This is a genomic window from Pedobacter sp. UBA5917, from assembly GCF_002432345.1.
In the GTDB taxonomy this organism is placed as follows: Bacteria; Bacteroidota; Bacteroidia; order Sphingobacteriales; family Sphingobacteriaceae; genus Pedobacter.
Genome location: NZ_DJDT01000284.1, coordinates 1 through 15,037 on the forward strand (window position 1 = coordinate 1; position 15,037 = coordinate 15,037).

Annotated in this window: 13 protein-coding genes and 1 riboswitch; of the genes, 7 read left to right on the top strand and 6 right to left on the bottom strand. The window is 40.1% G+C overall.

What is annotated here, in order from left to right:
• Positions 1-218: 218 nt before the first annotated feature.
• Together B2V92_RS19500 and mutY are read right to left on the bottom strand one after the other, a co-directional pair.
• A complete protein-coding gene (locus tag B2V92_RS19500; RefSeq protein WP_293311362.1) occupies positions 219-656 on the bottom strand; it encodes a single-stranded DNA-binding protein in 438 nt (145 codons plus the stop codon).
• Positions 657-712: 56 nt separating this feature from the next.
• The gene (gene mutY, locus B2V92_RS19505; protein ID WP_293311364.1) at positions 713-1,774 is read right to left on the bottom strand and encodes an A/G-specific adenine glycosylase; all 1,062 of its coding nucleotides are present in this window, start codon (positions 1,772-1,774) and stop codon (positions 713-715) included.
• A gap of 169 nt (positions 1,775-1,943) precedes the next feature.
• On the opposite strand from mutY, the gene B2V92_RS19510 reads away from it, so the two are divergent.
• The 5 genes from B2V92_RS19510 to B2V92_RS19530 all read left to right on the top strand — a co-directional run bounded on the left by B2V92_RS19510 (position 1,944) and on the right by B2V92_RS19530 (position 7,437).
• Entirely contained in the window at positions 1,944-2,246 is a 303-nt protein-coding gene (locus tag B2V92_RS19510) for an HU family DNA-binding protein (RefSeq protein WP_025143406.1), read from the top strand.
• Between the two features lie 11 nt (positions 2,247-2,257).
• The gene (locus tag B2V92_RS19515) at positions 2,258-3,136 is read left to right on the top strand and encodes a tetratricopeptide repeat protein (protein ID WP_293311369.1); all 879 of its coding nucleotides are present in this window, start codon (positions 2,258-2,260) and stop codon (positions 3,134-3,136) included.
• Between the two features lie 282 nt (positions 3,137-3,418).
• Positions 3,419-4,969 (top strand): Rne/Rng family ribonuclease, encoded by a 1,551-nt coding sequence (locus B2V92_RS19520; protein WP_293311371.1) that lies wholly within the window; start codon positions 3,419-3,421, stop codon positions 4,967-4,969.
• Between the two features lie 295 nt (positions 4,970-5,264).
• Complete coding sequence (gene radA, locus B2V92_RS19525) at positions 5,265-6,641, top strand: DNA repair protein RadA (protein ID WP_293311373.1); 1,377 nt, start codon at positions 5,265-5,267, stop codon at positions 6,639-6,641.
• Positions 6,642-6,969: 328 nt separating this feature from the next.
• The gene (locus tag B2V92_RS19530; RefSeq protein WP_293311375.1) at positions 6,970-7,437 is read left to right on the top strand and encodes a DUF4920 domain-containing protein; all 468 of its coding nucleotides are present in this window, start codon (positions 6,970-6,972) and stop codon (positions 7,435-7,437) included.
• A gap of 165 nt (positions 7,438-7,602) precedes the next feature.
• Here the strand turns inward: B2V92_RS19530 and B2V92_RS19535 are convergent, their stop codons facing one another.
• Together B2V92_RS19535 and B2V92_RS19540 are read right to left on the bottom strand one after the other, a co-directional pair.
• Complete coding sequence (locus B2V92_RS19535; protein ID WP_293311377.1) at positions 7,603-8,667, bottom strand: branched-chain amino acid aminotransferase; 1,065 nt, start codon at positions 8,665-8,667, stop codon at positions 7,603-7,605.
• Positions 8,668-8,814: 147 nt separating this feature from the next.
• Complete coding sequence (locus B2V92_RS19540; protein WP_293311379.1) at positions 8,815-9,780, bottom strand: tryptophan 2,3-dioxygenase family protein; 966 nt, start codon at positions 9,778-9,780, stop codon at positions 8,815-8,817.
• A gap of 64 nt (positions 9,781-9,844) precedes the next feature.
• A riboswitch (Fluoride riboswitch) is annotated at positions 9,845-9,907 on the top strand.
• A 19-nt stretch (positions 9,908-9,926) separates the two neighbouring features.
• On the opposite strand from B2V92_RS19540, the gene B2V92_RS19545 reads away from it, so the two are divergent.
• Complete coding sequence (locus tag B2V92_RS19545) at positions 9,927-11,204, top strand: voltage-gated chloride channel family protein (protein ID WP_293311381.1); 1,278 nt, start codon at positions 9,927-9,929, stop codon at positions 11,202-11,204.
• Between the two features lie 226 nt (positions 11,205-11,430).
• Here the strand turns inward: B2V92_RS19545 and B2V92_RS19550 are convergent, their stop codons facing one another.
• Both B2V92_RS19550 and B2V92_RS19555 read right to left on the bottom strand, forming a co-directional pair.
• The gene (locus tag B2V92_RS19550) at positions 11,431-12,732 is read right to left on the bottom strand and encodes an HAD-IB family phosphatase (protein ID WP_293311383.1); all 1,302 of its coding nucleotides are present in this window, start codon (positions 12,730-12,732) and stop codon (positions 11,431-11,433) included.
• The gene (locus tag B2V92_RS19555; RefSeq protein ID WP_293311385.1) at positions 12,732-13,694 is read right to left on the bottom strand and encodes an NAD-dependent epimerase/dehydratase family protein; all 963 of its coding nucleotides are present in this window, start codon (positions 13,692-13,694) and stop codon (positions 12,732-12,734) included. Before B2V92_RS19555 ends, B2V92_RS19550 begins: the two co-directional genes overlap by 1 nt.
• A 71-nt stretch (positions 13,695-13,765) precedes the next feature.
• Here B2V92_RS19555 and B2V92_RS19560 point away from each other — a divergent pair, with 71 nt between their 5' ends.
• On the top strand, positions 13,766-14,947 hold the full coding sequence (locus B2V92_RS19560) for a formimidoylglutamase (RefSeq protein WP_293311387.1): 1,182 nt from the start codon (positions 13,766-13,768) through the stop codon (positions 14,945-14,947).
• The last annotated feature ends 90 nt before the right edge of the window (positions 14,948-15,037 follow it).

Genomic DNA, 15,037 nt, shown 5'->3' on the forward strand with positions numbered 1-15,037 from the left:
ATTTAGCTTCGCTGAGCACTTACGTGGTTCTCGACTTCGCTGCACTCCGCTCGAAATGACGGTAGCTTTTAGGAGTTATTACGTTAAGGTCTCTGTCGATCATATTTTGAGTTTATACAATAAATTACTCCTCCAAATGACGGTAGCGCGAGGAGTTTAAATAAAAAGAGCCGCCTCTCATCAGGCAGCTCCATTTATATTATATTGTAAAGATTGATTTAGAATGGCAGGTCGCCGTTTTCGTCAGACGGGCCAATGGTAAATTCATCTTCAATTTTCGATTCGGTGCTTTGATGTGCCGGCGCGGTAGGGCTCTGTTCAAAATCGCTCTTCCTGCCCAGCATCGTAAAATTTTCGGCAACAATCTCTGTTACATATTTTTTAACCTTTTCTTTGTCTTCAAAAGATCTTGTTCTTAGTTTACCTTCAATATAAACCAGCTTGCCTTTCTGCAGGTATTTAGAAGCTACCTCGGCCAAACCGCGCCACAGTACAATATTGTGCCACTCTGTTTGTTCTACTCTCTTGCCATCTTTGTTGTACGTTTCAGACGTAGCCAATGGAAAACTGGCTACTGTTACGCCACCATCTAAATGCCGCACTTCAGGGTCTTTGCCTAAATGGCCTACTAAAATAACTTTGTTAATCCCAGACATAAATATTTTTGGTTAGTTGTTTCGTTACGTAAATATGCACCGCATTAGATGGTTAGTTACTCCATTCTGTCTTTTATAAAGTATTCCTGTACAAAATCGTGGATTACTTTTGGCTGCGGTAACTCATCTAACTTATCTAAAGAAACCCAATTAAGTTCCTTTTGTTTACTAAAGTTAAATATATAATTTTTTAATGCAAAAAAACGGACATGGATAATTTGGTGTGTTAAAATGTGTTTTTTAGTGCTTATTAATTGAAAACTGGCATCATTTCCGAAAGTAATTTTCACCTGATCCACAAAAGATTCCGTGTTTTCACCTTCATCTGTCAGCGTTTCGAGGCTTGGAAAATCGTACAGATGCTGCCAAACATCGCCAGCCTGCCTTTCCCTTACCAGTACCTGTCCATCTTCAAAACAAACGAAATAATTGATGTAACGGCGTTTCTGCGCGGCTTTTTTAAGCTTTACAGGGAGCTCATTTACCATTTTGTGGCTAAAGGCATAACAGGTTTGATTAAGCGGACAAATGCCACAGTTTGGCGATTTCGGCTTACATTGCATGGCCCCAAACTCCATAATAGCCTGGTTGTACAGTGCCGGATCCTCCCGATAGAGTAAATCATTAGCCAAAACATAAAACGCTTTCTTACCCGCCGGAGAGTTGATAGCCGTGCCAATTCCATAGTACCTGGCAAGTACCCTAAATACATTTCCATCAACCACGGCACGCGCCTCCCCTGACGAAAAAGAGGAAATTGCAGCGGCCGTATATTCACCGATTCCCTTTAATTTTATCAGCTCATCATGCAGATTTGGGAAGATTCCATGGTAATCTTTAACCACAATCTGCGCTGTGGCATGCATGTTTCTACCCCTCGAGTAGTAGCCCAGGCCTTGCCAGAGCTTCAAAACCTTCGCTTCGGTAGCACTGGCAAAATCGACAACAGTTGGAAAATTTTCCAAAAATTTATTGAAGTAAGGCAAGCCCTGCTCTACCCTTGTCTGTTGTAAAATAACCTCTGATAACCAGATGGTATAAGCATCATTTGTGTGCCTCCAGGGCAGATCGCGCTTGTTCTGCAGGTACCAATTGATGAGTTCATTTTGAAATGTCATTGCTGCAAATTACGGTGTATTTATTCGATTTAAAAAAAACTTGCAATTGGCTGATAAGTCTGGAGATAAAAAAATCATCTTTTATTTCCCTATCTCATTAAAAAGCAATACTTTTGCAACCCCAAAACAGTAGTAATATTAAAACACATAATATAATAATTAATAAAATATGACTAAGGCAGATATTATTTCAGAAATATCAACAAAAACCGGAATTGAGAAGGTTGATGTACAGGAAACAGTTGAGGCATTTTTCAAGGTTATCAAAACCAGCATGATTGGCGGTGAAAATGTATACGTAAGGGGCTTCGGAAGCTTTGTTGTTAAAAAGAGAGCGCAAAAAACTGCGAGAAATATCTCGAAAAACACTGCAATAATTATCCCGGAACATTTTGTTCCAAGCTTTAAACCAGCAAAAGTATTTGTTGACAAAGTAAAAAGCAACTCAAAAAAAATTAACGTAGAAGCCTAAGTCTTAAACATATGAATAGCAGCATCAGATCAAAACAAACCATACTTATTGGAGCGATTGTATTGCTTGTTGCATTTTTATTTACGAGGGACATTAAGGGTTTAGTAAAACCAACTGAAGAAAACGGTAAAATGCCTGCAAGCGGTCCAATGGCCGGTGCGGCATCTGCTTCTACTACGGCGGCACTAAACATCGAAACTTCATCTACTGCTGCAAAAAATGTAATCAATAAAAACCTGGCTACAGATATTACAGCTTTAGAAAACACTTACAAAGGTGCAAACGGTTCAGAAAAGATCGAAATTGCAAAACAATTAGCCCAGAAATGGGACGATGTAGAGCAAATCACTCCTTCTGCATTATATTTAGAAATTGTTGCACAGGGCGAACCATCGGCAAAATCGTGGTTAGCAGCTGGTAACCAGTTTATAAAAGCTTTTGAAAGTACACAAGATAGCCTGGCACAACCTGCTTTATTGCAGAAAGCCAATATATCTTACAAAAACGCATTAGAGAAAGACTCTACAAACATTGAAGCTAAAACGGGCTTAGGTGTTACAATAGTAAACGGTTTGGGCGCACCAATGCAAGGTATTGCAATGTTGCTCGAAGTGGTGGCTAAAGAACCTAAAAACTTAAAGGCGAATATGAATTTAGGATTATTCTCTATCAAATCAGGTCAGTTCGACAAAGCAATTCCCCGCTTTAAAACGGTTATTGCGGAAAAGCCAACCCCTGAAGCTTATTTTTACCTGGGTACAGCCCTGGAGAATTTAGGCAGAAACAAAGAAGCAGTTGATGCTTATTTAGCAAGCAAAAAATTAGCGGCTAACCCAACCTTATCATCTTTCATCGATAAGAAGGTGGCTGAACTAAAGAATAAAAATTAATTAACAGATTAATAAAAACATTTAAAACTTAAAACTATGCCAAGCGGTAAAAAAAGAAAAAGACATAAAATGGCTACCCACAAACGTAAAAAACGTTTAAGAAAAAACAGACATAAGAAAAAATAGTTTCTTATTTTGATTAAGCCTATTAAACCTCATAGTGAACACTATGAGGTTTAAACAATTTATACGATTTTTTTTATTGTATAGCATTCAGGCTGGATCAATGTTTTTTATTTACTATCCATTTGTTAATAGGCGAAAGCCTTAAATCTGTAGCTGTTGGTAAAAGAATTAATTATCAATTCGACTCCTGCCGGAGTTACCATAGCGTTGATTGAAGACAAACAACTTGTTGAGCTTCACAAAGAACAAATCAATAATAACTACGCTGTAGGCGATATTTATTTGGGCCGCATTAAAAAAATTATGCCGGGCCTGAATGCTGCTTTCGTGGATGTTGGTTATGAAAAAGATGCTTTTCTGCATTATTTTGATTTGGGCCCTCAGGTGCAATCTTTAATTAAGCTAACTAAGATCAAGCGTAATGGCTCGGTTACAGGCACATTATTAGATAATTTAAAGCTCGAAGCCGATATAAACAAGGCAGGCAAAATTTCTGATGTGCTCAGTAAAAACATGCTCCTACCCGTACAAATTGCCAAAGAGCCAATTTCTACCAAAGGACCGCGTTTAAGTTCCGACATTTCGATTGCCGGCAGGTATGTGGTACTGGTGCCATTCTCCAATACCATATCTGTATCAAAAAAGATTAAAAGTAATACAGAACGTAATCGTTTAAAAAAGATTATCGAGAGTATTAAGCCCCAAAATTTTGGGGTAATTATCAGAACCGTTTCTGAAGGCAGAGGGGTTGCCGAAATGCAGAAAGATCTTTTGGATCTGATCGCTAAATGGGAAAACTTCATTAAAAAAATACCTTCTACCGAACCTTCAAAAAGAGTTTGGGGCGAAATGGACAGATCATCAACGTTAATACGTGATATTCTGAACCCTGATTTTACAAACGTTTACGTAAGTACACCAGAGCTGTACGATGATATCCGTTCTTATGTGCACGATATTTCACCAGAAATGGAAAAGATCGTTAAACTGTACAAACAGAAAGAACCCATCTTCGATCACTTTGGAATAGAAAAGCAGATTAAAAATGCTTTCGGAAAAACAGTAAACCTACCTGGTGGAGCCTACTTAGTTGTAGAACACACCGAAGCACTGCACGTAATAGACGTAAACAGTGGAAACCGTACTGCCAGTAAAGAAAATCAGGAAGAGAATGCTTTACAGGTAAACAAAGAGGCGGCTAAAGAAATTGCCCGTCAACTGCGCTTACGCGATATGGGCGGTATTGTGGTAATCGATTTTATCGATATGCACAAACCAACAAACCGTAAAATGCTATTCGATTATTTGCGTGAGCTGATGTTATTGGATAGGGCCAAACACACCATTCTGCCTCCGAGCAAATTTGGTTTGGTACAGATTACCCGGCAGCGTGTACGTCCGGAAATGAACATTGTTACGGTAGAAAAATGTCCGGCCTGCGATGGGACCGGAGAAATTAAAGCGAGTATCGTTTTAATGGATGATATTGAAAACAACCTTAATTATATTTTAAGAGAGCAGAATGAAAAAGGTGTTACCCTTTGTGTACACCCTTACATAGAAGCTTATATTACAAAAGGCATTTTCAACCTTCAGCGCCGCTGGTTCTTTAAATACGGACAGTGGATTAAAGTAAAGGCACAATCATCATATTACCTTACCGAGTTCCACTTTATCTCTGCAAAAGACGAAGAAATTAAACTGTAACCCGGAATACATTGATATTAGAAAGCCCCGATTTATATCGGGGCTTTTTTTCTTCCAGTTAGTCGGGATTTGCAATCCCGACTTCCAGACTAAGAATTTTTAATCCTTTGATGGATTGTAAATCCACAGTTATTAAGGTCGAGATTGCAAATCTCGACCAACTGAAATTAAACCTCGCAGGTTTTTAAACGGCGCAGCCCTCAATGAGGCCATTAAAAATAACATCAACACCGAATTAAACCTGCGAGGTTTATCCCCAATAAAGGTTAAATTCGTAATCTTAAATCTTAATCAATTGGCAAAATCAAAAACTGCATATTTCTGTCAGAGCTGTGGCTACGAATCGGCAAAATGGCTGGGCAAATGCCCGTCGTGTAATCAATGGAATACCTTTGTAGAAGAAATTGTTGAGAAAAGCCCGGCATCGGTTCCAACATGGAAAAGCGATGCTACTGGCCGTAAATTAAGCAAACCAAGTAAAGTTGATGAAATCCAGTCTTCAACTGAAAGGAGGATTTTAACGGGAGATAAAGAACTTGACCGTGTTTTGGGCGGAGGTTTGGTAGAGGGATCTTTGATATTAATCGGTGGTGAACCCGGCATAGGCAAATCGACCCTGATGCTCCAGCTCGCCTTAAATCTAAAAGGAAAAAAATTACTCTACGTTTCGGGCGAAGAAAGCGAACAGCAAATTAAAATGCGGGCCGAGCGGATAAATGAAAGCCCATCGTCTGATTGTTATATTCTTACTGAAACCTCTACACAGAATATATTTAAACAGATCGAAATTTTAGAACCGGAAATTTTGGTGATCGATTCCATCCAGACCCTGCATTCGGCGCATATCGATTCAACACCTGGTAGTGTATCGCAGGTGCGCGAATGTACAGCAGAATTATTGCGTTTTGCTAAAGAAACCGGTGTACCTGTTTTTCTTATTGGCCATATCACCAAAGATGGAGCCATTGCAGGCCCGAAAATACTCGAGCACATGGTTGACACCGTTTTGCAGTTTGAAGGCGACAGACATCACGTTTACCGCATTTTACGATCGATCAAAAACCGTTTCGGTGCGGCGGCCGAATTAGGCATTTATGAAATGCAGGGCAGTGGCTTACGCGAGGTTTCCAATCCATCGGAGATTCTGCTTTCGCAACGGGATGAAGAATTAAGCGGGATTGCCATTGCTGCAACTTTAGAGGGCGCCAGGCCAATGTTGATCGAAACCCAGGCCCTCGTTAGTTCAGCCGCTTATGGTACCCCACAGCGATCGGCTACGGGCTTTGATACCAAAAGAATGAATATGCTACTAGCCGTTTTAGAAAAACGCTGTGGTTTCAGGTTAAGCACACAGGATGTTTTCTTAAACATTGCAGGTGGAATAAGGGTAGAAGATCCCGCAATAGATTTAGCCGTACTCATTGCGATTATTTCTTCGCACCAGGATATTGCTGTTTCCTCGAAAAACTGTTTCGCTGCCGAAGTTGGTTTATCGGGCGAAATCAGGGCCGTAAACAGAATTGAGCAGCGGATAGCCGAAGCAGATAAGCTGGGTTTTGAAAGCATCTATATTTCGAAATACAACCTAAAAGGCATCGCAATAGAAAAATATAACCTCGAAATTAAAGCTGTAAGTAAAATAGAAGAAGTATTTAGTCTCGTATTTGGTTAATAGCCTTTGTGGAAGCGAATCCACAACTTTCCCCAAATAGATGATAAAATTCCACACTTCAACTATTGACTAGATATTGGCCTATTCAGAAAAATACACAACAATCTGAAAACAAATTAGTTACCACAAAACCAAACCTAAATAACTCTTTTGGACTCAAGTTTGCCTATAAACATATAGATTGTACATCATAGGATGTGATCTACACGAAAATAGGGATGATTTTCCCCGCTAACAGCTGTTAGCGGGGATTTTTTTTGAATCATTATTTAGAAAAATTTTAAATAACTTTGAAAAAGATAATAACCGGAAGAATTATAACCAATTAATGATGAAAAAGATTATTTTAAGTTTAAGCTTTTGTTTGTTTGCTGCATTTGCTGTTGCACAAACGGCCTATACTGGCCAAAAATTCGGAGAAGAAGTTAAACCTGGCGACGTTAAGCCTGCGGCTAAAATGGAAGCTGCAATGGGCGATAATAAAACCGTTGATATGAAAATCGAAGGTAAAGTAGTGGATGTGTGCAAGAAAAAAGGATGCTGGATGACATTGGAAATGCCGAACGGAGATCCGATGCGTGTAACTTTTAAAGATTATGCCTTCTTTATGCCAAAAGATATTGTTGGTAAAAAAGTAGTTTTAGATGGAATAGCTAAAAAACAGACCATCTCTGTTGAAACTTTACGCCATTATGCAGAAGACGCTAAAAAAACTCCGGAAGAAGTAGCAAAAATTACCGATCCTAAAAAAGAACTGGCCTTTGAAGCTAAAGGTGTGGTTATTTTGGATAAGTAAGGTAGTCGGAAGGCTGAAGTCAGAGATTTTCCAATAAAAGAACGTCGTCATTTCGAGCGGAGTGCAACGAAGCCGAGAAATCTATCAAGATAGATCTCTCCATTCCACTGCGTTCCAGTCGAGATGACGACGCTTTTTCGAATTGTTATCTATATCGGTTTCTTATTACAAAACCCAGTTCCAGCCAAACTCGTCAGGTGCTAAACCGTAACGGATATCGTTCAGTTTCTTAGCAATGCCATTCGAAATGTGTCTTGTTGATGGATCAGTTAATTTATAGATCTGACCATTGTAGCCCAGTTCGCCAACATGTGTTACCGTTGCAGCAGTACCCGCAGCAAAAGCCTCAGTTAAGCTACCGTTTTCAATACCTTCTATCACTTCTTTAACCGAAACCCTGCGTTCTTCAACTTCTACACCGGCTTCTTTGGCCAGTTTGATAATGGTATCGCGGGTAACACCGTCTAAAACCGTACTGCGTACTGATGGCGTAACCAATTTACCATCGATCACAAAAAGCAGGTTAGCTGTTCCGGCTTCTTCGATAAATTCGTGTGTTACCGAATCTGTCCAGATCAGTTGATCGTAACCTTCTTTTTTAGCCTGCTCAAAAGGATATAACGAACGGGCATAGTTTCCGGCAGTTTTGGCAAAACCTACACCACCTTCATCGGCACGTGTAAATTCAGTTTCGATCTTCACCTTTAAAGCACTGCTGTAATATGGTCCGGTTGGTGTGGTTAATAAAGCAAATTTATAAGTATCAGATGCTTTAACCCCTAAATAAGGATCCATTGCAAACATTACCGGACGGATATACAAAGCATAATCTTCCTGGTTAGGTACCCATTTCTCGTCTACATTAATCAACGCAGCCAAACCCTGCATAAAAATTTCTTCAGGAATGGTCGGCATCGACATTCTTGCTGCCGATTTGTTAAAACGTTCGAAGTTTTTGTCAGCGCGGAATACGCTGATCCTTCCATCAGGATGGCGGTAAGCCTTTAAACCTTCGAAAATTGCCTGTCCATAGTGAAGTGCAGAAATTGCAGGACTCATCGGAATAGGGCCATAAGGAAGAATCTGTAAATTTTTCCATTCGCCATTTTCGTAGTCGGCAGTAAACATGTGATCGGTAAAAACCTTACCGAACGGTAATTGCGAAAAATCAGTAACAGTCAAACGTGTTTCGCCTGCTTTAGTGATTTTTATATCTAATGTCTCGGTCATTGTATTTGAAATTTTGAATGAGTGAATGTTCCAATGATTGAATGTTTTTATCCGCTCAATCGCTAATTCAATAATTCACTCATTCTGTCATTAATTATTTCGCGCAAATTAGTAAAAAACAGCCTTTTTTAATAGCTTTTTGCAATATTAATCTTTGTTTTTGAGTGTTTTAAGTACACTAAGCACCCATCCCTTGCCCCACTCTTCCATCTGTTCATCAGTCCATAAGGAAGGATAAAAAATTCTTTTCTGAAAACGAGGGGGCAGGTATTTCTGCCAGTTGGTGCCACCGGTTGCTGCAACATCAACCGGATCTTTCTCCAGATAACGTACAGCCGATTTATAATGTGATAAAGGCCACTCTACGTTTACATATAAATCGAGCTTGCGCAATTCATCTGCGAGGGCAGAAACATCGGCCCCATTAGCTTTTAAATGATGGTATAAAGCTGAAAAATTAGTTAGGGAACGGTCTTTTGCCAGTTGCAAAAACTGGGCAGCATATTTTTTGATAAACTGTTTTAAAGTTAAAGTCTGTTTACCGGAAGCTAATTCAGTTGCACCAAATTTCCAATAAATATGTTCGAACTGATCTTCGATAGTAGCCGTACTTAATTCTTCACGTTTAGATTTATCTACCAGGCGGATAAAATCGGTAGCACAGATCTCGATCATCCTGTACTGACCAGATTGGAAACCACTGGCAGGTAATAAAGACATGCGGAATTTTAAAAACTGTTCTTTCTCCATTCCATCAACCATTACCTCGAACGAAGTGGTTAAAGCATTAAAATAAGCATTGATCCTTTTTACTCGAGCGGTAAAAAATTCGACGGTTAAATTTTCATGCTCAGCTACCTGTTTACATTCGTGCAGGGCCAGTTTAAAATAAAGCTCCGTAATCTGGTGGTACATGATGAAAATTTCCTCATCGGGGAAAGGTGTTTTGGGGCTCTGTAAACTTAATAAAGTATCCAGGTGGATGTAATCCCAGTAGGTAAGGAAATCGGCATATAACAAGCCGTCGAGGTACGATGCCATATCCTGCCCCATTGCCGTATACTTTTCCTGTAATTGGTGTAGTTTGTCTTTTATTTCTGGTGTGAAATCCATGGTTTAAAGTTAGTTGCACAAAGGTGATAAAGATTTTGCAACAAATAACTAAATTTTATACTTTTGGAATGATGGCGATGGGGTGCCGCCAAAACCGCCAAAACAGGCTGATGACTCCTACGATTTTTATTTAAAATTGATTTAAAATGCCTGTTAAAAACTTAACAGAAGGGATTCTTCTGTCTATCAAACGCTTTATTAAGCTCGATTTCGGATTACTTTTAATCAGCTCTATTAAGTGGCTTTTCATCTCTGCTTTATTGGGCGGGATTATCGGCTCGGCCTCGGCCCTATTTTTAAGTACCTTAAACTGGGCCACCAATTACCGCGAACAACACCTTTGGATTATCGCTTTTTTGCCTCTTGCCGGGTTAATTATCGGTTTGGCTTATCACTATTGGGGAACCGCTGTGGTGAAGGGCAATAACCTTTTAATAGAAGAACTGCAATCGCCCAAAAAAGTGATCCCGATCATTATGGCGCCGCTCATTTTTGCCGGGACTATTATCACCCATTTATTTGGTGGATCGGCAGGCAGAGAAGGTACGGCGGTACAGATTGGCGGTGCTTTTGCCGATCAGTTTACTAAACTCTTTAAACTTAAACCAAGGGACAGGAAAGTGATATTGATCTGTGGGATCAGTGCTGGTTTCGCTTCTGTTTTTGGTACACCCCTGGCCGGAGCAGTATTTGGCCTGGAGGTTTTTATTGTAGGAAGTTTAACCTATAGTGCGATCCTACCTTCGTTTATTACGGCAGTTATTGCCGATTATGCCTGCAAAGCCTGGGGCGTTGGCCATACACATTATACCATTGGCGCCGTACCCGAAATGGGCTCGGTCAACCTGCTGTTATCATTAGGTGCTGGCATATTATTCGGACTTACTGCCAGAAGTTTTTCTGCCTTAAACCATAGCCTGGCCAAACTTTTTTCGAGAATTAAATACCCACCGTTAAGACCTTTTGTCGGCGGTATTATTTTGATTGGAATTATTTATCTAATCGGTAATACACGCTATATTGGTTTAGGTATCCCGGTTATTTCGGAAGCCTTTACACAACAGGAAGCTTATTATACTTTTGCTATTAAATTGTTTTTAACAGCACTTACGCTAAGCGCTGGTTTTAAAGGCGGTGAGGTTACCCCACTTTTCTTTATTGGGGCTACATTGGGCAGTTTTCTGAGCTGCTTTATCCCCCTACCGTTTGGTTTGTTGGCCGGAATGGGTTTTGTAGCGGTATTTGCAGGAGCAGCAAACACCCCATTAGCCTGTATTTTTATGGGTGTAGAGCTGTTTGGCACAGCATCGGGCGTTTATATTGCATTGGCCTGTGTTACGGCATATTTATTTTCGGGCCATACGGGGATTTATAAATCGCAGACTTTTGGGGCGCCTAAGCATTTGCTGTTGAGGAGAAGGTAGCATTAGGCGATTAGTGTAAAGCGCTTTGCGCGGTGCATCTGCGGTATTTTCTTAAATCAGCGGGAAACTAAAGTTTAAATGTCTCCCGCTGATTTTGCTGATCGACGCAGAGTTTTGATTAAAAAAACGTCATCTCGACCGAAACGCAGTGGAGCGGAGAGATCTATCTCGAAACAGATTTCTCGGCTACGTTGCACTCCGCTCGAAATGACGGTGACTTAGGGGATTAATACAGCACCCTAAATTTTATCGTTTGTTCGATCTTTTTAAGCGATTTGAACAATTGTTTATCGTATTGTGCATTGATATCGGTAATGGCATAACCGATTTCGGGATTCGTCATTAAAAACTGGCTCACAATATTAATATCGTGTTTGGCAAAAACAGTATTGATTTTTGCCATAATACCCGGTACGTTTTTATGGATATGGATTAAACGGTGCGATTTCTCGATTTTTGGCAATTGCAGGTTCGGGAAATTGCTGCTTAAATATGTCGCTCCGGTATTCATAAAATCGGCAACCCTTTTTGGGATAAAATCGATGTTACGCGGGTTATTTTTAGGATCGTCGAAAACTACGATACCCTGTTTGGTACAAAGATCGAGGTCTATTTTATTTTTAGCGTTACCCAAATAACCTATTGTTTTCAGTTTGGCGGCATTTTTTAACTGTTCCTTGTCTATTTTTTCGCCATCGGCCAAAAGGATAATTCCAACATCTTTTACATATTTCTCTTCGAAAGAGGTTTTATGACGGATGGATAAGCCATCGTTTTTAAGGATAGAAATAGTTAACGGATCAACTTCGCCGATTACCAGACAGAGGATCCTGTTTTTCGGGTACGAAATTGCACGTGGCAGATCGTTTACATATAAAAACTCGTCGAAACTTGGCGTAACATGGTCGGCTTTGGAAACAATGCTTTCGCGGGCAATATTTTCTGTAAAAGCAAAAAATTTGTTGATGATACCGCTTTCACGCAACTGAAAGTCAGAGTAACCATCACCAATACCAAACAACTCGCCTTCCAGCTTTAAATGTTGAAGCAATTTTACCTTTCCACCTTCTTCGCTTAGCGGATTGGCATGGTCGTAATCGATAATTTTGCCATCACCCGTGGTTACAAAGGTATTGGCGTAAATATTTTCCTTTTTAATGTGGTACTGGCTTACCACAGGGGTGATAAACTCTTTAAACCCACCTGAAACGATCAAAACATCATCGGCATGTTTTTTAAAGAACTCGGCATTACGGGAGAAAGAGGTTGAAACTTTCTTTTTTAAATGCTTGATAAGCTGTTTTAAATGATCTTCGTTTGCTTCGAGCAGTTTTACGCGTTGTGCCAGACTTTCGGAGAAGGAAAGTTTTCCTTCCATGGCAAAATTGGTATAATCTTCAATTTTCTGGAAAATCGCTTCTTTATCGGGGTGGTTCTTGAGCGAAATCCTTGCGAGTTCATCGAGTGCTTCTACCTGGGTAAAGGTACTATCGAAATCGATGATGTAATAGGCTTTTTGTTTGGGCATTATCTTAAATGTTGGGTAATTTCTTTTATGCTTTCGGCAACCGGCTTAAACACAATCCCGGTTTCCGATTTTATTTTATCGTTGTTGTAATAACTCAGCGTTACACTGCTTTTTGCGGTATCTTTGGTAATAGAAGCCTCTTTCCCGGTAAAAAGGGAGACAAATTTCAGCGCCCGCCAGGCTATACCGAGCATCCATGGCTTTGCTTCTTTTGTTGGCGCTTTAACATTAAAACCCAGCGCAATTTCACTGAAAAGGTTTTTATAATGATAATCATCTGCAGAAATGATGTAACGTTCTCCCGAAACTTCGGTATCCATCAATAAAATCATTGCTTTGGCTACATCCTCCACATCAACAAAACCCGATGCGCCATCGGTATAAAAAGGGAAACCGCCCTTTACAAGTTTAAAAATGGCTCCACTTCCTTCAAAACCCGCATTTTTACCGATAATTACCGATGGATTTACAATAATGGCATCCAACCCTTCGGTAATGCCACGCCAAACTTCCATCTCGCCCTCATATTTCGATAATCCATAGGCATGGGCCTTTGCATCGTATTCCCAGAAATCCTTTTCGTTTATTTTATTTCCCTTTTTGGCATTGCCCAATGCTGCTACAGAACTTACATGCAACAGCCTGCAGTTATTTTCGGCACAAAGATTTACAATGTTCGAGGTACCCTCGATGTTTACGTGGAAAAGCTGTTTTTTATCTTTGGCGCTCAATGACACAAATGCAGCACAATGGTAAACTTTGGTAATCCCATCGAAGGCATCTTCTAAGGCAGAAGGTTCATTAATATCTGCCACAAACCATTCGATAAGTAGGTTGTTTTGGATCAGGACAGGGATTTTAGATTTCTCCCGCCTCAAGGCCCGCACAGCTAAACCTTTATCAGTTAACTGCTTAATTAATTCAGATCCTAAAAATCCAGTTCCTCCGGTTACCAGTATCATTTTATTTTTTTCGGGCTATATGTGGAAATACGCATTCAAAAATAGATATTTGAGCCGAGAGTTTTAAATATATGTCATTAACGGATTTCTTTTCACCCATAAACCCTGATAGTTTTACACCCAAGCACGGATTTTTTACAAGTCAGCTGGGGTTAAAAGCGCAGATCTACACCGAGGCTTTCCCTGATTTTGAGGAAACCACTTACGATCTGGCCATTTTTGGGGTACTTGATGGAAGGGGGGCGGTTAATAATGAGGGTACTGCCCTGGCCCCTGATTATTTTAGGGAAAAATTTTATAAACTGAACGAAGGTGCTTTTACCAGCAGGATTGTAGATTTAGGCAATATTAAACATGGCGCTACCATAGCCGATACCTATATCGCTATTAAAATGGTGGTAGCCGAACTGATCAAAAAAGATATTATTCCGATTATTATCGGTGGCGGACAGGATTTAACCTATGGCCAGTACATGGGATATGAAGACCTGGAGCAAAAAGTGGATCTGGTGGTTATAGACAACCAATTTGACATAGGAGACGACGATAACGAGGGCATTGCCACGCAATCTGATTGTTACCTGAACAAAATTTTTCTGCACCAACCGAATTACCTCTTCAACTTTAGCAACGTTGGTTATCAAACCTATTTTGTAAACCAGGAAAGTTTGAGTGTAATGGATAAGCTGTATTTTGATGTACACCGCCTGGGTGAGTTTGCACAGGATATTACCTTAACAGAGCCGATTATCCGTAATGCAAACATGATCAGTTTTGATATGGGTGCCATCCGCTCTGCCGATGCTGCTGCAAATGCCAATGCTACGCCAAACGGTTTTGACGGTGAGGAAGCCTGCCGCATTGTACGCTATGCAGGTATGAACGATAAACTTACTTCTATTGGGTTTTATGAATTTAACCCGGCTTATGATAACAACGGACAAACGGCTTTTCTGCTTGCCCAAATGGTATGGTATTTTGTTGAAGGTTTTTATGCCCGCAAAAAAGATTTCCCGCTAACACCAAAATCGCAGTTCATGATTTACCGCACCAGTTTGAAGGATGGTTCGGGCGAAATGATGTTTGTGAAGAGCAAAAAATCAGACCGTTGGTGGATGCAGGTTCCCTACCCATCAGGCCAAACCCAAAATGAACGTTACCATCTTGTGCCCTGCAGGTACGATGATTACCAAACCGCAGTTAATGGCGAAATGCCCGATTTATGGTGGCGTACCTATCAAAAGCTGAATTAAAAACTGTGCAATTTCAAAATAGGATCCGTGTATTTTCAAAGCTGAAGCTATGTAATTTCAAAGTTGAAGCTATGTAATTTCAAAATTGAA

Coding starts and splice junctions, on each gene's coding strand:
- B2V92_RS19500 (WP_293311362.1), bottom strand. CDS start 656: ATGTCTGGGATTAACAAAGTTATTTTAGTAGGCCATTTAGGCAAAGAC.
- mutY (WP_293311364.1), bottom strand. CDS start 1,774: ATGACATTTCAAAATGAACTCATCAATTGGTACCTGCAGAACAAGCGC.
- B2V92_RS19510 (WP_025143406.1), top strand. CDS start 1,944: ATGACTAAGGCAGATATTATTTCAGAAATATCAACAAAAACCGGAATT.
- B2V92_RS19515 (WP_293311369.1), top strand. CDS start 2,258: ATGAATAGCAGCATCAGATCAAAACAAACCATACTTATTGGAGCGATT.
- B2V92_RS19530 (WP_293311375.1), top strand. CDS start 6,970: ATGATGAAAAAGATTATTTTAAGTTTAAGCTTTTGTTTGTTTGCTGCA.
- B2V92_RS19535 (WP_293311377.1), bottom strand. CDS start 8,667: ATGACCGAGACATTAGATATAAAAATCACTAAAGCAGGCGAAACACGT.
- B2V92_RS19540 (WP_293311379.1), bottom strand. CDS start 9,780: ATGGATTTCACACCAGAAATAAAAGACAAACTACACCAATTACAGGAA.
- B2V92_RS19545 (WP_293311381.1), top strand. CDS start 9,927: ATGCCTGTTAAAAACTTAACAGAAGGGATTCTTCTGTCTATCAAACGC.
- B2V92_RS19550 (WP_293311383.1), bottom strand. CDS start 12,732: ATGCCCAAACAAAAAGCCTATTACATCATCGATTTCGATAGTACCTTT.
- B2V92_RS19555 (WP_293311385.1), bottom strand. CDS start 13,694: ATGATACTGGTAACCGGAGGAACTGGATTTTTAGGATCTGAATTAATT.
- B2V92_RS19560 (WP_293311387.1), top strand. CDS start 13,766: ATGTCATTAACGGATTTCTTTTCACCCATAAACCCTGATAGTTTTACA.